The 20805-nt window shown below is 40.9% G+C and carries 23 protein-coding genes; 8 read left to right on the plus strand and 15 right to left on the minus strand.

The features are described 5' to 3' along the window. Window positions 1-11: 11 nt before the first annotated feature. The 10 genes from pdxJ to rpoE all read right to left on the minus strand — a co-directional run bounded on the left by pdxJ (window position 12) and on the right by rpoE (window position 8560). Window positions 12-743: a pyridoxine 5'-phosphate synthase gene (gene pdxJ, locus KK487_RS11620; RefSeq protein ID WP_013465630.1), complete on the minus strand. Its 732-nt coding sequence runs from the start codon at window positions 741-743 to the stop codon at window positions 12-14. 21 nt (window positions 744-764) lie between these two features. Further along, window positions 765-1457 (minus strand): DNA repair protein RecO, encoded by a 693-nt coding sequence (gene recO / locus KK487_RS11625; RefSeq protein WP_128583130.1) that lies wholly within the window; start codon window positions 1455-1457, stop codon window positions 765-767. A 22-nt stretch (window positions 1458-1479) separates the two neighbouring features. After that, on the minus strand, window positions 1480-2412 hold the full coding sequence (era, locus tag KK487_RS11630) for a GTPase Era (RefSeq protein WP_013465632.1): 933 nt from the start codon (window positions 2410-2412) through the stop codon (window positions 1480-1482). Beyond that, complete coding sequence (gene rnc, locus KK487_RS11635; protein WP_008466504.1) at window positions 2402-3079, minus strand: ribonuclease III; 678 nt, start codon at window positions 3077-3079, stop codon at window positions 2402-2404. The genes era and rnc overlap by 11 nt, the downstream gene beginning before the upstream one ends. 2 nt (window positions 3080-3081) lie before the next feature. Next, window positions 3082-4017 (minus strand): signal peptidase I, encoded by a 936-nt coding sequence (lepB, locus tag KK487_RS11640; protein WP_138686845.1) that lies wholly within the window; start codon window positions 4015-4017, stop codon window positions 3082-3084. Window positions 4018-4033: 16 nt separating this feature from the next. Then, window positions 4034-5821, minus strand: coding sequence for a translation elongation factor 4 (gene lepA, locus KK487_RS11645; RefSeq protein WP_013465634.1), 1788 nt, complete (start codon window positions 5819-5821; stop codon window positions 4034-4036). Between the two features lie 122 nt (window positions 5822-5943). After that, entirely contained in the window at window positions 5944-6393 is a 450-nt protein-coding gene (locus tag KK487_RS11650) for a SoxR reducing system RseC family protein (protein WP_013465635.1), read from the minus strand. A gap of 11 nt (window positions 6394-6404) precedes the next feature. Beyond that, window positions 6405-7358, minus strand: a complete 954-nt coding sequence (locus KK487_RS11655) for a MucB/RseB C-terminal domain-containing protein (protein WP_016899682.1) — start codon at window positions 7356-7358, stop codon at window positions 6405-6407. 4 nt (window positions 7359-7362) lie between these two features. Then, window positions 7363-7977: a sigma-E factor negative regulatory protein gene (locus KK487_RS11660; RefSeq protein WP_064663060.1), complete on the minus strand. Its 615-nt coding sequence runs from the start codon at window positions 7975-7977 to the stop codon at window positions 7363-7365. Window position 7978: 1 nt separating this feature from the next. Next, on the minus strand, window positions 7979-8560 hold the full coding sequence (gene rpoE, locus KK487_RS11665; RefSeq protein ID WP_010387792.1) for an RNA polymerase sigma factor RpoE: 582 nt from the start codon (window positions 8558-8560) through the stop codon (window positions 7979-7981). A 245-nt stretch (window positions 8561-8805) separates the two neighbouring features. Between rpoE and nadB the strand changes: the two genes are divergently transcribed. Further along, on the plus strand, window positions 8806-10416 hold the full coding sequence (gene nadB, locus KK487_RS11670; protein WP_013465638.1) for an L-aspartate oxidase: 1611 nt from the start codon (window positions 8806-8808) through the stop codon (window positions 10414-10416). Here nadB and KK487_RS11675 read toward each other — a convergent pair. Further along, window positions 10391-10747, minus strand: a complete 357-nt coding sequence (locus KK487_RS11675; protein ID WP_016899679.1) for a hypothetical protein — start codon at window positions 10745-10747, stop codon at window positions 10391-10393. The genes nadB and KK487_RS11675 overlap by 26 nt on opposite strands. A 55-nt stretch (window positions 10748-10802) precedes the next feature. After that, window positions 10803-11054: an FAD assembly factor SdhE gene (locus KK487_RS11680; RefSeq protein WP_013465640.1), complete on the minus strand. Its 252-nt coding sequence runs from the start codon at window positions 11052-11054 to the stop codon at window positions 10803-10805. 152 nt (window positions 11055-11206) lie between these two features. On the opposite strand from KK487_RS11680, the gene ygfZ reads away from it, so the two are divergent. Next, a complete protein-coding gene (ygfZ, locus tag KK487_RS11685) occupies window positions 11207-12118 on the plus strand; it encodes a CAF17-like 4Fe-4S cluster assembly/insertion protein YgfZ (protein WP_016899678.1) in 912 nt (303 codons plus the stop codon). 11 nt (window positions 12119-12129) lie between these two features. Further along, entirely contained in the window at window positions 12130-12615 is a 486-nt protein-coding gene (locus KK487_RS11690) for an FKBP-type peptidyl-prolyl cis-trans isomerase (RefSeq protein WP_013465643.1), read from the plus strand. Between the two features lie 41 nt (window positions 12616-12656). Here KK487_RS11690 and KK487_RS11695 read toward each other — a convergent pair whose 3' ends face one another. From KK487_RS11695 to KK487_RS11705, 3 genes are read right to left on the minus strand one after another with little or no spacing between them, the layout of a single operon-like run. Beyond that, complete coding sequence (locus KK487_RS11695; protein ID WP_138764415.1) at window positions 12657-13139, minus strand: hypothetical protein; 483 nt, start codon at window positions 13137-13139, stop codon at window positions 12657-12659. Between the two features lie 19 nt (window positions 13140-13158). Then, window positions 13159-13971 carry a DUF481 domain-containing protein gene (locus tag KK487_RS11700; protein WP_013465645.1) on the minus strand — a complete coding sequence of 271 codons (813 nt, stop codon included), beginning with the start codon at window positions 13969-13971 and terminating at the stop codon, window positions 13159-13161. Between the two features lie 46 nt (window positions 13972-14017). Continuing rightward, window positions 14018-14338 (minus strand): HI1450 family dsDNA-mimic protein, encoded by a 321-nt coding sequence (locus KK487_RS11705; RefSeq protein ID WP_016899676.1) that lies wholly within the window; start codon window positions 14336-14338, stop codon window positions 14018-14020. A 290-nt stretch (window positions 14339-14628) separates the two neighbouring features. On the opposite strand from KK487_RS11705, the gene KK487_RS11710 reads away from it, so the two are divergent. From KK487_RS11710 to KK487_RS11730, 5 genes are all read left to right on the plus strand, one after another. Beyond that, entirely contained in the window at window positions 14629-15420 is a 792-nt protein-coding gene (locus tag KK487_RS11710; protein WP_138764416.1) for a crotonase/enoyl-CoA hydratase family protein, read from the plus strand. Window positions 15421-15503: 83 nt separating this feature from the next. After that, entirely contained in the window at window positions 15504-15857 is a 354-nt protein-coding gene (locus KK487_RS11715) for a CidA/LrgA family protein (RefSeq protein WP_013465649.1), read from the plus strand. Then, window positions 15850-16581, plus strand: coding sequence for an LrgB family protein (locus tag KK487_RS11720; protein WP_016899674.1), 732 nt, complete (start codon window positions 15850-15852; stop codon window positions 16579-16581). Before KK487_RS11715 ends, KK487_RS11720 begins: the two co-directional genes overlap by 8 nt. Before the next feature lie 37 nt (window positions 16582-16618). Beyond that, window positions 16619-17452, plus strand: a complete 834-nt coding sequence (locus KK487_RS11725; protein WP_016899673.1) for a mechanosensitive ion channel family protein — start codon at window positions 16619-16621, stop codon at window positions 17450-17452. A gap of 76 nt (window positions 17453-17528) precedes the next feature. Continuing rightward, window positions 17529-20783 carry an nSTAND1 domain-containing NTPase gene (locus KK487_RS11730; protein ID WP_138764417.1) on the plus strand — a complete coding sequence of 1085 codons (3255 nt, stop codon included), beginning with the start codon at window positions 17529-17531 and terminating at the stop codon, window positions 20781-20783. Window positions 20784-20805: the final 22 nt, after the last annotated feature.

The raw sequence follows: 20805 nt of genomic DNA on the forward strand, positions 1-20805 counted from the left end.
TAATTATAACTCTACGCGCGAGCTTCAAGCATTAAGCGTTTCATATCACGAACCGCTTTATCTAAACCGTCAATGGCTGCGCGGGCAATAATAGCGTGGCCAATGTTTAGCTCATAAATCTCTGGCATCGCTGCAATTGGTTTTACATTGTGATAATGCAGACCATGGCCAGCATTAACAATTAAACCAATACTGGCTGCATATTTCACGCCTTGGCGAATGTGCTCGAGCTCTTTGGCGGTGTCTTCATCGTTGGTGGCATCTGCGTAAGCCCCAGTGTGAATTTCAACATAAGGTGCACCACACGCTTTTGCTGCATCTAACTGCGCTTTATCAGCATCAATAAACAGTGATACTTTAATTCCAGCTTGTGTTAATGTTTTAGTCGCAGCGGCTATTTTATCGATATTGCCTGCCACATCTAAGCCCCCTTCGGTAGTAAGCTCTTCACGTTTTTCAGGCACTAAGCATACATATTCAGGCTTAACCTCAAGTGCAATAGCAATCATTTCATCGGTTACTGCGGTTTCAAGGTTCATACGTGTTTGAATGGTTTTAGCCATTACATACACATCGCGGTCTTGAATGTGTCTGCGGTCTTCGCGTAAATGAATAGTAATGCCATCAGCACCGGCATGCTCTGCAACACTGGCTGCATGGACAGGATCAGGGTAAGAAGTACCTCGTGCTTGGCGAAGCGTTGCAATATGATCTACGTTCACGCCTAGAAGAATATCTTTCATTTTTGTACCTGTGAAATTTGTTTATTGAGAGGCCGTAAATAATTCACGACTTTTTAATGGCTTGTTGCCCAACAATGGTTTTAATAAATAACGACTTAATTGCTTTGCCATATATAACACATCCGCTTGGCTAAAGTCATGATTTGCTATGGCATTGAGTTGTGAACCAGTAAACCCAGAACGCGAGTCGTGTTGCACAGCAAAGCCCACTTCTGCAAAGTAGCTATACGTTTGCGTGTCATCAATTGGCTCACCATCCGCATCAAAACTAAAATCAACCCCATAGCCTAGTAGCTCTAGCAATTGAAACTCATAAGAGCGAAGCACTGCTTGCATGTCAGTCCTGCTATTAAGGTTTTCTAGGTGAGTTTTATAAAGTTGAAAAACCTGATCAATGGGTTCATTAATCGGCACAATTCGGTTGGTTAATTCATTTAAATAAAAGCCACAGTAAAGCTTATCACCGGTTAAAAATAACGGATTACCATGAAGCTCAAATTTATTGATGTACTTTAAATCGTATTTGCCATTGTAATGGACGAGTAAGGCTTGAAATGGTTGGAGTTGGGCTTTGTATTTAGTGGCCTGGCGGCCACTAACTCGTGCGAGCATTCTAAGCTGGCCAACGCCTTCTACTAGCATATCGAGCATTACTTGCGAGTCGCTATATGGACGCCGATGTAATAAATAAGCTTTATAGAAATCGCTGTCCATAAATTATGCTGCGTATAAAATGTTAATCTTCACCGTAACCTAAGCTTCTTAAGGCACGCTCATCGTCAGCCCAGCCCGATTTAACTTTAACCCACAGTTCTAAAAACACTTTATTTTCAAGCATTTCCTCTAAGTCTTTACGCGCTTCACGGCCGATTACTTTTAGCTTTTCGCCTTTGTTACCAATTACCATGCGCTTTTGCGTTTCACGCTCAACTAGTATCAGGCCATTAATATGCCAAATACCGTTTTCTTGCCATTTAAACTGCTCTATTTCCACAGTCACTGAATACGGTAACTCTTCACCCATAAAGCGCATTAGCTTTTCACGGATAACTTCAGCCGCCATAAAGCGCATTGAGCGGTCAGTTACGTAGTCATCAGGAAAATAAAATTCGCACGGTGGTAAGCGCTTAGTCACTTCTTCTTTGATCAGGTTAATGTTTTTACCCTGAGTCGCAGATACGGGCATAATACCAACAAAATCAAACTTATCGCCTAAAAACTTCATATGTGGAAGTACAAGGTCGCGATCTTTCACTTGGTCAATTTTGTTAATAACTAACAATACCGGCTTGCCACTTTGGCTTACTTTGTTAAGTACCATGTCGTCATCGGCATTCCAATGAGTGCCTTCAACCACAAAAATGATCAGCTCAACATCACCAATTGAGCTAGACGCTGCACGGTTCATTAAACGGTTAATAGCACGCTTTTCTTCAACGTGCAGGCCTGGGGTATCGACGTACACAGCTTGGTGCTTACCCTCAGTATGAATACCCATAATACGGTGGCGCGTGGTTTGTGGCTTACGTGAGGTAATACTGACTTTTTGCTCAATAATTTCATTAAGCAGTGTTGATTTACCCACATTAGGACGACCAACAATCGCAACCATGCCACAAAATGTGTCTATTTCGCCTTCATGAGGCTGTATTAAGGTATCAAGATTCATTTTTAAGTATCTTCAATGCTTTTTCGGCCGCTTTTTGTTCGGCTTTACGCCGTGAGCTGCCAACAGAAATAATGCTATCCATTCCATCAACGATACATTCAACCGTGAATGTTTGATTGTGTGCCTGACCTTTAGTATCAACTACGGTGTAGCCTGGTAATGATAGCTTACGAGCTTGCAAATACTCTTGCAGCAGGGTCTTAGGATCTTTTTGGTTAAGCCCTGGTGAAATAGCATCTAAACGTGATTCATACCACGCTAAAATAAGCTCGCCGCAGCGATCTATGTCTGAATCTAAAAATACAGCGCCAATAATAGCTTCAACTGCATCCGCTAGGGTTGACTCGCGTCTAAAACCACCACTTTTTAGTTCGCCAGGACCTAAGCGTAGGTAATCACCAAGCTCAAATTCAAGGCCAAATTCAGCTAACGTCTGGCCGCGAACTAAAGTCGAACGCATGCGGCTTAAATCGCCTTCGCGTGCTTTAGGAAATTTAGCGTACAGTGCATTGGCAATGACAAAGCTCAAAATTGAGTCACCCAAAAATTCGAGTCGCTCGTTATGTTGACCTTTGTGGCTGCGATGCGTCATTGCTTGCTCAAGTAACCCTTGATCAGCAAATGTGTAGCCAATTCTTTTGTATAACTCTGTTACATTTTTTTTCATTGTTACTGAATATTACCTAGGCGTTCAAAACGAACACCAGTTGGAACCCATCCTGGTAAAATGTCATCTGGGCCATTATCAAATTCAAAACTCATCCATATAAAGACAGCTTTACCCACCAAGTTTTCTTTTGGTACAAAGCCCCAAAAGCGACTATCTTGGCTGTTATCGCGATTATCACCCATCATAAAGTAATGATCAGCTGGAACCACCCATTCATCCGCAGGTGTGCCCAATTGCTGGTAGTAACGCCCCTTACGTTCAGGCGATTTTGGGTTGATTAAAATGTCATGGTTAGTCGTGGTTAAATCTTCATTTAAACGCGCTAAATCCATTGGGCCTTGCTTAAATTCATTATCATTAATTAATTTAAAATCAATTTTATTGAATTCATTACAAAGAAGTGCGCCCTTTTGAACTTCGCCTTCTTCACATTTTGGTTGAATATATAAACGCTTATCACGATAAACAATTTTATCGCCAGGTAAACCTATAGCACGTTTAATATAGTCCACTCTCTCATCTAACGGGTATTTAAAAACAACAATATCGCCACGCTCTGGTTCGCTTACATCCACTAATTGGCTGCGCCATACTGGGTCTTTAATCCCATAAGAATACTTTTGCACTAAAATAAAATCACCCACTAATAAGGTGGGCATCATTGAACCCGATGGGATCTGAAACGGCTCAAAAATAAATGATCTAAAAATAGTGATAGCAGCAATCATCGGAAAAATCGACTTTGCTGTTTCAGTAATCATTGGCTCAGGCGCAATCAATGCTGCGGTTTCTTCATCAAGTTGACCACCGGCAGAAGTTTGAGCAATTGCTAAACGTTCCTGCCTTTTAGGGGCAAACATTAAGTGATCTACTAACCATATTAGACCTGAGCCTAAAGTTAACAACACCAATAAAACTGAAAAGTAGCCAGCCATTTATTATCCTTTATTTTTATTTACCAACTTTCAAAATGGCTAAGAACGCTTCTTGAGGCACTTCAACGTTACCAAGTTGCTTCATTCGCTTTTTACCATCTTTTTGTTTTTGAAGTAATTTCTTCTTACGGCTCACGTCACCACCGTAACATTTAGCGATTACGTTTTTACGTAGTTGCTTAACAGTTGTTCGGGCGATTACATGTTGACCAATTGCTGCCTGAATCGCAATATCAAACATTTGACGTGGTATAAGTTCTTTTAACGCATCAGCAAGCTGTCGACCACGTGATTGTGCGCTGTCGCGGTGAACAATGATAGCCAATGCATCCACACGCTCGCCATTGATAAGTATATCTACACGTACCATGTCTGAAGTTTGGAAATGCTTAAAGTTATAATCAAGCGAGGCAAAACCACGGCTTGTTGATTTTAGCTTATCAAAGAAGTCCATTACCACTTCAGCCATTGGCAGTTCATACGTTACTGCAACTTGCTTACCGTGATAACTCATTTTAGTTTGCATACCGCGCTTATCAACACATAAGGTGATTACGCTGCCTAAGTACTCTTGTGGAACTAAAATATTAGCTTCTACAACCGGCTCACGTATCTCTAAAATATCGTTAACTGGTGGAAGATCAGACGGGTTATCAATTTGCGTCGTGCCCTCTTTAGTTACCACCTCGTAAATAACCGTTGGTGCCGTGGTGATTAAATCAATGTCGTATTCACGCTCTAAACGCTCTTGGATAATTTCCATGTGTAACATGCCCAAGAATCCACAACGGAAACCAAACCCTAACGCAGTTGAATTTTCTGGTTCAAAGAATAACGAGGCATCGTTTAAGCTAAGTTTGTTAAGGGCATCGCGGAATGACTCGTAATCATCAGAGGCTATTGGGAACATACCCGCATAAACTTGCGGCTTAATTTTTTGAAAACCAGGTAAGCGCAGTGGTGCCGCATTTTTTTGATGAGTAATGGTATCACCCACCGGTGCACCATGTATTTCTTTGATACCAGCAATAACAAAGCCTACTTCACCAGTGCGTAAAACACCGGTGTTAGTTTGTTTAGGCGTAAAAATCCCCACATGATCTGCGGTATGTACGTTTTCGTTTGACATGATTTTAATTTTGTCGCCCGCGCGAAGTTCGCCATGTTTGATACGCACTAGCGATACAACGCCTTGGTACGGGTCAAACCAAGAATCGATAATTAGCGCTTGTAATGGCGCGTCTTTATCACCAACTGGTGGCGGTACATCTTTAACGATCATTTCAAGTACTTCAGCAATACCTACACCTGTTTTGGCGCTACATTGCACCGCATCAAGGGCATCAATACCAATAATGTCTTCAATTTCTTCGGCTACACGTAATGGATCAGCTTGCGGTAAATCAATTTTATTAAGTACCGGTATAACTTCTAAGTCCATTTCAATGGCGGTGTAACAGTTTGCTAATGTTTGCGCTTCTACGCCTTGACCAGCATCAACAACGAGCAGTGCCCCTTCACAAGCCGCTAACGAACGCGATACTTCATAGGTAAAGTCAACGTGCCCAGGGGTGTCGATAAAGTTAAGTTGGTAAGTTTCACCATCATTCGCTTTATAATTTAAGGTTACACTTTGTGCCTTGATGGTAATGCCACGTTCACGTTCAATATCCATTGAATCCAGAACTTGCTTCTGCATTTCACGGTCGGTTAAACCACCACAAACTTGGATCAAACGGTCAGAAAGGGTCGATTTACCATGGTCAATGTGGGCGATGATCGAAAAATTACGGATATGCTTCATAAACTGGATTCTAAACTTCTATTTTAAAGGACTAAGGTCATATGCCTAAATAACTTGAAAATACTTGCTGTGTATTTTCAAGTTACTGTGGCATAAAAACGCAATTTTACATTTAATTGGCGTCAATCACCATCTATTTGAGTTAAAGGGAGGCTAATTGGATGAATTTTTATCACTTTTATCTCATGTCTTAATGATTTCACCCATGTTTTAGCAATTAAAAAGCCGGTGATCCCACCCAATATCGCGGCTAAAATTTGCCAGCCTTCGGCTAACAATATCAATTCACTGGCTATTAAAGCGAATATTAAACTCAAAAACAAAGGCAGCATGTAAACTGCAAAGGCATGCTTTACAACATGGCTATCATCCAATGACAAAGTTACTTTTTGGCCTATTTCTAACTGTGTTTCAAATTTATAAGGTAATGTTTTTTTGGCGGTACCAAATAACTTACTAAACACTTGTGAGCCACAACGTCCATTACAGCCTTCACAGGCCTGTTTTTGTTGGGCTTCTAAATGCGCAACGTGGCCACTAAGGGCCACGACGGTTAACGTTTGTTCAATCATAGTTTAGTTACTTATAATGCCCGCGATACAGACTCAGCAATGGCTTTGGCACTCATGGTTGGAATGTTTCCCACCACAGAGACATCAAAATTTCCGCCGTTGTGTACATAAATCGTAGTTGCCCCTGAGGTGAGGGCACCGCTTAAACGCTTACCCGGTAGTGGTCGTTGTACAAACACAGATACTTCAACAAACCCATCAGAAAATAAATAATAGTCTGTTAATTCATTATTTAAGTCGAGCTTATGCCTGTCTGACTTAAGTAATTCAAACCCCTCAGGTAACCAGCCAATAGTCCAATTCATGGCATTCGCTTTAGTTTGTTCATCAATTGAATTGGCAGGTAATGGGGTTGGAAAGTTACGATTAAGCACTTCTAATAATAAGTTTGCCGGTTGCTCAGTCACGCTAATATGAGTGAGCTGTAATTGCTCAAGCGCTTCACCTTGATGATTAACATACGCCGCTTTTAATAATAACGACGACTCAGTATCAATCCATATCCAATAGTTGTATTTGTCTTCGTTTTTAGATTCAATTCGAACTAATTGCGCGGGACGCCCAGCAATACGGCCTTTACCACCAAGCACAAAATCATAATGCGCACTTAAGCGGTTAATATCTTTAAAAAGCACTTCAGGAATAGGGCCGGCAATTGAGTCGGTTGTTAATGAATACGGCTCTGATTGTGGCTCAAAATAGGTAACTTGGTTGTCAATGCGGATCATTTCAAGGCCAGCACCGTTGAGTAAACTCAAATGCTCAAGCTCAACGTCCCCCTGTTTAGCATGCACCCAACGGTAGGGCTCCATACTTTTGCCTTTAACAACAACAAAAGAGGCATCAAAATTACGTGTATGAACTGCACTGGCCATTTCAAGCAGTAAATCTTTAGCGGGGTTTGTGTCATTGGCAAAAGCATTAAAACTTAACACCAACGACATAACAAAAGTTATTACTTTCATCTAATTAGTTTTTTTCCTCTTGCGACGTTTCATCTGTTTTCGCAGTTTTCAACGAATGAGCCACACGTGCTTGACGCTGGTGTTCAAGTACTAGAGCGCCAATACGTTGCTGTTGAAGCTCTCGTAAGCCTTGCTCTGCGTTCTCTAGCGCCGGTGCTGATGAATAACTCACTGGCGATGCCATGCCGGTTAACGGCGTGGTTTGTAATAAAGGAATTTCGTTTTGCACAGCATCTTCACCTTGCGGCAAGGTGTTCACGCCAACAATAGTAAACATTGCCACACTAGCTGCAATTGCTAACTGCGCAACCGGCTTGCGCCAATTAAACGCCACGATTTTATTATCGGCTTCAGTATTTACCGACTTTGCCACACTTTCAGACTGGCTAAAGTCTGCATAAACCGGCTCACTATCAAGTGCTAACGAAATGCGATCGCTAATATCAAAATCCATATTTTTGTTGTTTTCTTTAGCTCGCATTGCATCACCGATTAACGCGTAACGGCCAAATGTAGCTACATCAGCAGATGCAATCTCGGCATCATTTAATGCTTGCTCACCGTCAAGTAATGCTGATAACGATTCGTTATCTAAGCGGTTAACGTGTGCTTTTGTCATACTAAGACTCGCCTATTAATGGGTTTAATTTGTTATCAATTGCTTCACGGGCACGAAAAATACGCGAACGCACCGTCCCGACTGGGCAATCCATCACCACGGCTATTTCTTCATAGCTCATCCCCTCAATTTCTCTAAGGGTAATCGCGGTTTTAAGATCTTCAGGCAAACTATCAATCGTATTAAAAATAACAGCGCGTACTTCTTCGCTTAATAGTAAATTTTCAGGTGATGCGTTTGAACGCATTGAATCAGCACCCTCATAAAACTCGGCATCGTCAGCATCTATATCATTTGCTGGCGGTTTACGCCCTTGAGCCACTAAGTAATTTTTAGCACAATTAACGGCGATACGGTAAAGCCAAGTATAAAAAGCACTGTCACCACGAAAATTAGGAAGGGCACGATACGCTTTAATAAACGCCTCTTGTGCTACATCAGCAATGTCACCCTGATTTGATACATAACGTGAGATCAAACCGGCAATCTTGTTCTGATACTTCTTAACTAATAGGTTAAAGGCGTTTTTATCTCCCTGCTGAACCCTTTTCACTAACGCTAAATCTAATTCCTGCTCGCTCATTCGAGCCGGTACTCCTCTGATTGATTCTTGCTTATTATTCATAGTGTCGCCATTGTTCACACCTACTCTGACCCTTAGATGAATAAAAAGTTCTGCTTCATATTGTTTTTTTATAAAATAGCTAAAAAATTACGTATTTATACGCTAAAACCACTTCGTGGTAGTGCTACAAATATGGTACAACTATAAGTATTAAAAATAAATATTGCTCTATCTGAGCATTGTAACCGCAAAGTACCTCACAGATGAACCAAAATAAACATCACATTACCGATGTCGCTATTATTGGTAGCGGCGCAGCAGGCTTATCACTTGCTTTATCTTTGGCTAATTACTGTAACGTTACCGTAATTAGTAAAGGTGAATTAACCGAAGGTTCTACTCTTTATGCCCAAGGCGGAATTGCCGCTGTTTTTGATAAAAAAAATGACAGTATAGAGTCTCACGTTGAAGATACCTTAGACGCCGGTGGCGGTTTATGCGACAGAGAGGCGGTTCATTATACTGCCAGCAATGCTCATGACTGCCTGCAATGGCTGATTGACCAAGGCGTGCCTTTTGATATGGAGTTTGATAGCAAAGGTAAAGAGCGCTTTCATTTAACTCGTGAAGGTGGGCATAGCCACCGACGCATTTTGCATGCAGCCGATGCTACAGGTAAAGCTGTGCAAACAACCTTGATTAGCCAAGTTCAAGCGCACAGCAATATCACCTTGTTAGAGCATTACAACGCGATTGATTTAATTACCGATAAAAGTATTGGCAAAACGGGTTCACATGTTCATGGCATGTATGTGTGGAATAAAAAAGCCAAAAAAGTAGAAACAATTGGCGCAAAATTTGTTGCCCTAGCAACGGGTGGCGCAAGTAAAGTATACCTTTATACCTCTAACCCTGATGTTTCTAGCGGTGATGGTATTGCCATGGCATGGCGTGCAGGGTGTCGCGTTGCTAATATGGAATTTAATCAATTTCATCCAACCAGTCTTTATCACCCTGAGTTGCAAAACTTTTTAATTACCGAAGCAATGCGTGGTGAGGGAGCCTATTTAAAACGCCCAGATGGCACGCGATTCATGAAAGAGTTTGATGAGCGAGAAGAACTCGCCCCGCGCGACATAGTCGCGCGCGCTATCGATTTTGAAATGAAGCGCCTTGGTGCAAATTGCTTATATTTAGATATTAGCCACAAAGACAAAGATTTTATTATTGAACACTTCCCAACGATTTACGCCAAATGTTTAAGCGTAGGGCTTGATATCACCAAGGAGGCAATTCCTGTTGTCCCTGCTGCGCATTATACCTGTGGCGGCGTTATGACCGACTTTAATGGCAAAACCGACTTAGCTAATTTATACGCTGTGGGTGAAGTGGCTTACACTGGGCTGCACGGTGCTAACCGTATGGCAAGTAACTCATTATTAGAGTGCATTGTATTTGCCCATGCAGCAGCAAAAGACATTTTGAGTAAAATAGAGACCGCTCCTGCACTGGTTGAGTTACCTAGTTGGGATGAAAGCCGCGTATCTAACTCAGATGAAGAAATCGTGATCACCCATAACTGGCATGAGCTGCGATTATTTATGTGGGACTATGTTGGGATTGTGCGCTCAACCAAACGACTTGAACGCGCGCTTCATCGTGTTGAACTATTACAGCAAGAAATCCACGATTACTACGCGAACTTTAGAGTGAGTAATAACTTACTTGAGTTACGTAACTTAGTTCAAGTAGCCGAGCTTATAATTAGAAGTGCTATGGAACGTAAAGAAAGTCGCGGACTGCACTTTACCATTGACTACCCAGAGCAAAACGAAAATCCAACGCCAACTATTTTGACTCCAAAGCGCAATTAATTGCCGCAAGTGTTGCCCGTTTTAAACGCGTGTAGCTTTGCTCATCAACACTATTGGCTGAGATAATCAGCCAATAGTTTTCACTAAAGCCATTAATATACAACCACACACTGCGACCAAGTAATCGGCTTTGCTTACCAATAACCCCTTGAATTAGCAGCTTTTCATTCTCAAAACGAAATTGATTTGGCTCTAATAATATAACGCCCTGCTCTGGCTGAGCAGCCACGATTTTTCGCCAAACGATAATGCCAGCAACGATATTAAGCGCAATGCAAAAAAGAGTTGCCAAAATAGAAGTGGTAAATAAGCATAATATTAAAGTTAGCACACAAAAAAAGACCACAATCTGTTTGTGGTCTGTCTGATTATCTGTGACGGTAAACCTATACACGAACTCGGTCTAAAATTAGCTCAACCATACTGTTTAGCTCAACGTCTTTACATTTTTCATGGCCCATAAACCAAGCAAATAAATCTGGGTCTTCTTGTGTTAATAAGCGCTGAAAAGTCGCCTGCTGTTTAGCATCTAACGAATCATAAGCTTCTTCAACAAACGGCATAAACAAAACATCTAGTTCTAACATGCCACGGCGGCAAGCCCAACGGATACGTGCTTTACTATGTATTTCAACCATTTTAAACCTCATATTTAATTAATTCGAGTTTAACAAATGCGCGTTAATTTAACAGCACTAAATTATAAAAAAACAACGCTTGTTGGTGGCTGTACCATCGGCTTTAACTACGTTATTATGTGGTTTCATTTGTTATTGCAAAGAAGGTGTTTATGTCTCTGGTTTATGCATGTCCTTTATCACATCAGGTTATTAGCCTCTCAGGCACAGATAAATTATCTTACCTACACGGACAAATCACTCAAGATCTCAATAAAATCAACAACAACAACTTTTTGTGGACAGGTCACTGTAGCGCAAAAGGTAAGCTGTGGGGTGTATTTAAGCTATTTTCTTACCAGCAAAACTATTATTTAACCGGATCAAGTGCTGAAGTAGAACGCTCACTGGCTGAGTTAAAAAAATACGCTGTATTTGCAAAAGTTGAAATTAATAAAGCCCCAGAGCGATTAATTGGTTTATTAGGTGATGACCTAACTGATTTGCTTACGCAACTTGATATTCACTTTAGTGACGATGCCACAGCATGCGACTTTGCTAACGGCAAAGCCCTTAAACTTGCGCCAAACCGCGTTTTACTTATGGTTGATAGCCAATTTTGCTTACCTGATGAAGTATCTACCCTCGACAACGACGCTATGTGGCAACAGGCCTCACTGCTAGCTGGTGAGCCTCAGTTAAGCGTTGATGCAATTGATGAGTATGTGCCGCAAATGGTTAACCTTCAAGCCATCAATGGCATCAGTTTTAAAAAAGGTTGCTACACCGGCCAAGAAACCGTCGCACGTATGAAATACTTAGGTAAAAATAAACGTGCCATGTATATCGTTACAGGGCAAAGTGAAGGATTGCTCGATGCACCCGATATCGAAACCCAGTTAGGTGAAAACTGGCGCCGCGCGGGCAAACTTATTGCGCAAAGCTTTAATGAAAAAACACACACTTTAACTGGCTTAGTTGTGTTGCCAAACGATACTGACACCGCTCAGGTTCTTCGTGCAAAACATACCCCTTCGGTAGAGCTAAACATTCTGCCTCTACCTTACTCTCTTGAAGATGAATAATAGGAATGACTATGATCGTTGCAGCAAATAAAGTGGTAAAAATGCATTACTCTGTACTAGATAATGACGGCAATACCATTGATAACTCATTTGGCGGTGAGCCATTAATTTTTATCGTTGGTACGGGTTACCTTATCTCAGGACTTGAAAACGCGCTGCAAGGCAAACAAGCTGGCGATACACTAAGTGTAAAAGTTGAACCTGAAGAAGGTTACGGTGAACGTCATGATCACCTAATGCAAGCCGTGCCAAAATCAATGTTTGAAGGCATGGACATTGAAGTGGGCATGCAATTTCGTGCAACCACCGATGACGGCGACCAGTCAGTCATGATCATCGATATTCAAGACGAAGAAGTGATTGTTGATGGTAACAACCCACTCGCTGGTATTACGCTCAATTTTGATGTAGAGATTTTAGAAGTACGCGATGCAACGGCTGAAGAGCTCGAGCATGGCCATGTACATGGTGAAGGCGGTTGTGGTCACGACCACTAAACCCTAATCCAGTAATAAAAAAAGCGCCTCAGGCGCTTTTTTTATAGCATATTATTATGCGTACGTAATTTAACTTGAGGCTCTGCTGCTGCTTCGCCAGGGGTTATTTTATCTTCAAGCGCAGCAACTAATCCGGCTTGGTCATTAGTGCCTATACGGTATTGGCTGCCATCTTTAAGCGTTAATTGCACGGCACTAAAGCCTGATACTGAATAAATCCAACCATCATGCGTAATGCGAATACCAATACCGTGACGGTATGAGTTTTGTACTGCTTTTACGTCAACTATGTCCTCTAGTGCTAATTTTTGACCCGCAACGCCTGGACCAAATGCCCAGCTAATATGGGCTTCATCAACTTTAATGGTTAAACCATGAAATAAAAAACCCACCAGCAATAAAATACCTGCAAATACCATTAACGGCACATCGGCACCCATTAAATTCCATGCAAGTGCAACAAACCCACCTATCCATGCCAATACTACAAATATAAATACCGCATACTGCTTATGCTGATACATAACACTCTCAATTAAAAAGTTAAAAACTGTATACTAACGTTGCGCTGAGCTCTGAATCATATTTAAGCTTATCTTCTTCAGGCTTAGAGTTATAACGGTACATATAAGCAAACTTGAGCGATACAGCCCCAACCACTTGGCTAATTAAGGCGGTTTCTGACTTTAACCGTGAGTTAAGCCCAGATAAAGACTGCTCTATACTAATGTCTTGATTAAATCGGGTGCGCTTAGATACTAATCGCTCCCATTGCATGGCAATACGTAACAAGTAACCCATTTTGTCTTTATCGTCTTCGCTTATTGTTGACTCATCATCAGCAACGGAGCGATATAAACCAGGGCCAATATCTATATCTACTTTGTTTTTAACCCCTTGATAAATACGTGCACCATAGCCGGTTGCCACCGTACTTTTAAAATCCAGACCGCTAAATTCATCCTCTTCATAATCACCATAAATAAAGAACGACGAATTTTTAACACCAACTTTATAGTTACCCTGCGCAGAAACAAACACGCGATTAGCCGTAACATCCGACTGGCCCGTTTCTTCATTTTCGTCACGTTTGTATAAGGAATCTATTTTGAATTGATTACGCCAGTTTTCAAAATCTTGGTAAAGATTACCTTTGAGTTTAAAACTGGTTGAGTTGGTATTACCTTTACTTAAAATAAAACCAAACTCGGTATCACCATAAAGTACTTCGCCTTTGTGTAGCTCATGAATTTCTTCATCGGAGAGCTCCCCATATTGATGAAAATCTTCAAAGGGATCCACTGCCCAGCTGTAGGAGCTAAATAATAAAAGCAGTAATACAACGTACTTTCGCAAAATACATTCTCTTGCAAATGGTAATAATGAAAAGGGGCCGAAAAAGTTATTCACTTTCTTTCCATAAAATATGGCAAAAAGGCGCGTCTTTATCACGGCTAATTAATATTTTCGCAAATAAAACGTCTTCACTTTCAAATTCAAGCCCAACTAATACTTGAATAAAATGCTCAGGCTCTATTTCTAGTGCAACAAAATCTTGCCACTGTTCATCGGGCTCATCTTCTTCAATAAAGCCAAGTTCTTCACGATGCAGGTTAAATTCTTCAACATCTTTATCACTCAGGTTGTTGGGAGCCAGCTCCAAAAAAATATCATAAGCTTGATGGGTTGCTTCTTCTACCGTAAATAAACGTGGACCTGACATGAGTGGTTAACCTCTGAGCTTTTAAGTTGGCGCCATAATATCAAAAGTTGTTAGTGTTTTGATAAAAAAAACACGTTAAATACTGACTTTTTTGCTTTTACCTAATACTTATAGATATTAATGGATTGGTTAGCATTAGGGTCTGTTGGCCTTTCAAGATTAAATTTGCCTTGAAAGATAACAGACCGCAATTGCATTAAAAAATTCACTTTGTTTTTTATTCATCTTCACCCACTTTACTTAGCACAAATAAAAACATAAGCTCAAGTAACAGGTCAGAGGAGTGCAAGATGATAAAACTAGAAAAAAAACAGGGCATTGCCACCGTCACATTAAATCGAGTAGAAAAACAAAATGCCTTAAGCTTTACTATGTTTATTGAGCTTAACAAGGTGATTAAAAATATTAAAAAAGATGCCAATATTCGTGCGGTTGTATTAACCGGTGAAGGCGAACACTTTTGTGCAGGGCTTGATATTAACGCGGTTATGGCCTCGCCAATGAATATTATAAAACTCCTATTTAAATGGCTTCCTGGTAATCAAAATTTAGCGCAAAAAGTAGTACTTGGTTGGCAATCATTGAGTGTGCCTGTTATTGCCAAAATAAACGGAAATTGCCTTGGGGGTGGATTGCAAATAGCACTGGGTGCCGATTACCGGATTGTTCACCACGATGCCAAACTCGCCATTATGGAAGCGCGCTGGGGGTTATGCCCAGATATGGGCGCTAATGTTATGCTTTCAGGCTTAGTAAAACGCGACCAAGCGCTCTGGTTAGCAAGTCACGCAAATCCAATAAACGCACAACATGCTTTTGAACTAGGTTTAGTAACCAAAACAACCGACGATACAGATAAAGCAACTAAAGAGATGCTTGATACACTGCTAGCGCGCTCACCTGACACATTAGCCGCAGTAAAGCGTGTAACTCAACAAAGCTATAAAGCCCCTGCTCGAAAAATACTCGCTAAAGAAACATGGAGCCAAATTCGCTTACTGATCAACCCTAATACTAAAAAAGCCATTGCTAAAGCTAAAGGGAAAGCTGATATTGAGTTTACAAACGCCAAGCGCTGGTAACATTGATGGTAATACTAAGGCACAATGCATAAAACAGCGTTATTTGTTAAAGTTAGGCTCTTCTATTCTAGTGAGCCAAATTAATGAAATACCTACTAAGTAGCGCAATTATTTTATTGTGCTTGGCAACAAGCAAATTCATTATGCATCTTCTTGATGCAAGTTTTCCTGCTCCTCTACTCGCCATGGTTTTGCTGCTAACGTTACTGTTATTGGGCATAGTTAAAGAACATCAACTCGCTCCCTGCGCATCACCTATTTTGAATGTAATGCCTATTTTCTTTATTCCTGCAGGCGTCGGTTTTATAGAACATTTAGGGCTAATTAAATCACATTGGCCTTTCTTAACTGCGGTCATCTTATTAGTCCCACTCAGTAGTTTAATTTTAGTGGCAAGCCTAGTGGGCTATTTTAAAGGCAGAGCTAATAATGACTAACTTAACCACCAGCATAACCCCCAGCCTATGGTGGTTAACCGTGCCATTTATTATTATTCTCTTTATTGCACTAAGAGCGGTTAATCTTAAAATAAACCAGAGTATTTTAAAGTCATTAACCAACCCTGTTTTTTTAAGCATTGGCATTATTGCCCTACTGTTAGTCAACCTTAAATTACCCTATTCACAATTTGCCTCACATAGTCAGTTACTAAGTTGGCTATTAGAGCCGGCCATAGTTGCTTTAGCCTTGCCGCTTTATCAGCAATTTATGCACGTACGTAAAAACTTACTATTAATTGTCGCTACTTGCAGTATAGGTATTGTTAACGCCACACTAGTGGCTTTTGTATTAAGTATTTTATTTGCTGTGCCCTCACAATTGAGCGCCTCTGTTGCGGCACTCAGTGTAACAACCCCTATCACACTGCTGGTTACTGACTCATTAGGAGGAATTAGCTCACTTGCCGCTGCCATGGTTATTTTTATTGGTTTATTGGGGGCTTTGTTTGGCTTTATGTTACTCAAATTAGTTAAGATTTATAACTTTGAGGCACAAGGAATTGCAATCGGTACCGCGTGCCATGCAATTGGTACGGCGGCAGCTATTGCCGAACACCCAAAAATAGGCGCATTTTCATCAGTGGCTATGGCACTCAGTGCATTATTAACCGCAGTGATAGTACCACTATTATATCCAATTTTAGTTAACACTTTGTTATAGTAAGCAGATAACAGTATCGCTAAAAATAGAGCCCAGCATGATCAGTTCCGAAATTCAGCAATTTGAAAAGTACTACGCCCTGCTTACCGAGTATTTAGTTACCTACAGTATGCAAATAGTGGGCGCTATTTTTATTCTACTCGTTGGCCTGTGGGTCGCTAAAAAGCTCGCCGAAGTTGTCGCAAACTTAATGACCCGCCACAACATTGATATCACCCTGACTAATTTTGTCAGTAATGTTGTAAAAGTACTGCTGATCATTATGGTGATCATTATTGCGCTTGGTAAAATTGGCATTAGTGTGACCCCATTTGTAGCTGCAATAGGTGCCGCCTCATTAGGCGCAGGCTTAGCGTTACAAGGTATGCTTTCTAATTATGGCGCGGGGCTTGCCATTATTGCTACGCGGCCATTTGTGGTTGGCGATACCATAGAAGTAAAAGGCGTTAGTGGCCAAGTAAAAGTAATTGAGCTGGGGCACACCATATTAATTAATGAAGAAAAAGTAGAAATAACCATTCCTAACAAACATATTGTTGGCGAAATTCTGCATAACTCATTTAATTATTCACTGGTAAAAGGTGAAATAGACATAGCCTACAGTGCCTGTAGTGATACTGCGATAAGCCTTATTGAAAACGTATTAGTCAATCATGAACTCGTAGCTAAACACCCTAATGCACAAATTGGTATAGAACGTTTTGCTGATAGCGGCGTCACCATTAGTTATCGTTATTGGGTGCCCACCACTAAAATTATTGAAACTAAACTCGCTATAAATGGCGGTGTGTATAAAGCGATTAACGATGCCAATATTGAAATTCCGTTTCCACAACGCATTGTTACGCTTAATAAAAGCGACCTAAAATAAATAAAAACCTTAATATGATTTTAAATCATATTAAATTAATTAAGCGTGCTTACAAATAAAATAATAACGAGTCCTTATGCATCAATCACCTTTTTATTTAGGCGACTGGCAGGTAACGCCTGCCAGCAATTGTATACAATGTGCTGAAAAAGTAACGCAATTAGAACCTAAAGCAATGGATGTATTATTATATCTGTGCTTACAAAAAGGCGATATGGTCACCAGTGACGAGTTACTCAATCAGTGCTGGCAAAACATTGAAGTAGGCGATAACCCACTGCATAAAACCATCACACAACTGCGAAAAGCATTGGGTGATAAGGCAAGCTCCCCGCTATACATAGAAACCATTCGTAAACGCGGCTACCGTATTATTGCAAAACTTGAGTTTCCATTTGCAGAAGATACATCAAGCCCTGTAAACACGTGGCAAGGCGGTTCTCCTTTTTTAGGCTTAAGTGCGTATAACCCAACCGATACTCATTTATTTTTTGGTCGTAACCAAGCCATCACCACCTTACTCGAAAACGTATCAAACCAAGTAAAATCTGGCCGTGCTTTTTGCTTAATACTTGGCCCAAGTGGTACGGGTAAATCGTCGTTAGTCAATGCGGGTATTTTACCAAAGCTACTTGATGAGCGTGGTTATGATGGTATTGGCGTTGTTTCATACACTCAGCTCGACTTTGCAGATGTGCATCAAACTAGGCTCTATTTAGATTTAGCCTCTGCCATGCTTGATTGGGATATAAACCAACACCCCGTATTTGAAGGATTAAGCTCGCAAATACTGGCGCAGCAATTAGAGCACACAATTGACGAAGCGATAAACACGTTACAAACTGCAATCAGTAAGGCAAATACAAAGCTAAACACACCGCAGTTTTTTTTGTTTATAGACCGCTTAGAGGTGCTGCTTTCATCGCCACTATTTAGTCCCAACACCCGAAGTCATTTTTTATCGATTATTGAACGTTTAGCCACCTCTAAAGCGGTGATCGTATTTAGTGCGTGTCGTAACGACTTTTACCCTTTAGTGGTAGAGCAACCCAGCCTTATGGCCGCAAAAGCGAACGGCGCCCATTATGATTTAACCCCGCCCAACCGCCAGGAACTACAACAAATTATTCGCTTGCCGGCATTAACCGCTAATTTAACGTTCTCACACGACCCGCAAACCAAAACTCCGCTGGATGAAATACTCTTTGCAGATACCGCCAACAACCCTGATGCCCTGCCCATGTTGCAATACACACTGCAAGAGCTGTATTTACAGCGCAGTGAAAATAATGAGTTATTGCACAGCGTGTATGAAAAACTCGGCGGTATTGAAGGCGCTATTGGTAAAAAGGCAGAAGATGTTTTTATTGGGCTGAGCGCAAAACAACAACAGCAACTAAAAAGCGTATTATCGCAGTTAGTGACGCTAAACCCAGATGGTAAAACCATTACTAGCCGTGCGGCCCGCTTACAAGCATTAACCAACACCAGCCAAAAAGAGCTTGTACAAGCCATGGTCGACAGTCGCTTATTTGTATCGCACTTACAAAACCAAGAAGCCTGCTTTAGCCTTGCCCACGAGGCATTATTACGCCAATGGCCACGTGCCAAACAGTGGATAAACGATCATAAAGACGCCCTTGCTATTAAAAGCCGTTTGCACCACCACACGCAACAGTGGCTTAATGAACATAAAAGTAGCGCTTACCTATTAGCACCGGGTAAACCATTGCAAGAAGCGCTCACGTTATTAAACGACAATATATTCAAACTAGACAATGACGAACGCGCGCTTATAACCAGCTCTCTTAAACACAGTAAAACAAAAATAATCATAAAACGCGGCACGGTCGCTCTGCTTTGCTTACTTACCTGTGTTGCCCTATTTATGAGTGTTACCAGTTTTCAAGCGCAGCAACTTGCACAGCAAAAGCGCCAAGAGGCCGAAAGCCTACTTGGCTTTATGGTCGGTGACTTTGCCGATAAACTGCGCAGCGTTAAGCGTATGGATTTGCTCGATGGCATTAGTAATAAAGCACTTGAGTATTTTACCAATCAAGCAGATGAGCCCAGCTCTCTTTTTAGTTTTAACGACCAAAAAGCCGAATTTAACAACCGCTTTCAATATGCACAAACTCTTGAGGCTATGGGCGAAGTGGCCTATTCTCGCGGTAAAACCATTGAGGCCTTCACTGCCTTTGAAAACGCCCGCATTCGCCTTGAAGCACTATTAAAAATACAACCAGATAATTTAGAGCTATTAACGCTTGCCGGTGCCAATGCCTTTTGGCTCGGTCAGCTTCATTATGATAAAAGTGATTACGCTGCTACTGAGCCATTATTTAAAAAATATCATGCCTACAGCGAGAAAATGTATTCATTAGCACCGAATGGTTTTAACTCGATTATGGAGCTATCGTATTCGCATAATTCGCTGGGCTCTTTGTATTTAAAGCAATTTAACTACACTGCCGCGAAACAACGCTTTACAAAGTCGCTCGCCCTTAAAAATGAAGCCCTTGAGCTTAAACCCAGCAACAAAAACTTACTGCGCGATAAAGCCGATACCATCAGTTGGCTGGCAAAGACAGAAGAAAGGCTAGGTAACTTTAATGCCGCATTAACCATGTATGAAAATGCATCTAATGAGTTAAAAAGTTTATTAATTGAATATCCAGATGATGCCAGTTTATCAAGCAGTTTAGCTTATACTTATATTCAACAAAGCTACCTTTTGAGCTACCTGCCAAATAAACAACCAGCCTACAAAAAAGCACAGCAAGCCACAAAAACAGTTAATACCGCACGATTGCAAGATCCAAAAAGTAAAGACATTCAACATTCTTATTATCGTTTTTTAGCCCACCAGCTAATGCTTTCACCTAATAAAAACATTGATAACCGAGTTAAGGATATTATTAACTTTTTGAAAGTGCAGGACTTTAAAAATAACTTTGCAATTAATACTCAATTGATCCTTATACAGTACTTTATTGATAGACAGTCACCACTTAAAGCATATGAGTTTTTAACAGCCCTTGAAAGTGATACAAGCTACCAACAGTACATAGCTAATAAAGCAAAGAGTGGTGATAATGTAGACTTTACGAATATAAATTTACTTAAAGCTAAATTAGCTGAAAATACCGTACAGCGAGAGCAATTTTGCTTAAATGCGCTTAAAGCCATTGCTGAAACAGTAAAAATAAACCAAAGCGTTCACGTAACGCACCCGCTGTTACAGGCATACACCTGCTTAAATAGAGCAAACGAAATCCCCAAAATAAAAGCAAGTCTAGTTAAATTAGGCATTACTCACTTTAAACTATAACCACGAATACAAAAGGAAATAA

The organism is Pseudoalteromonas sp. SiA1 (assembly GCF_018732205.1).
Classification (GTDB): domain Bacteria; phylum Pseudomonadota; class Gammaproteobacteria; order Enterobacterales; family Alteromonadaceae; genus Pseudoalteromonas; species Pseudoalteromonas tetraodonis.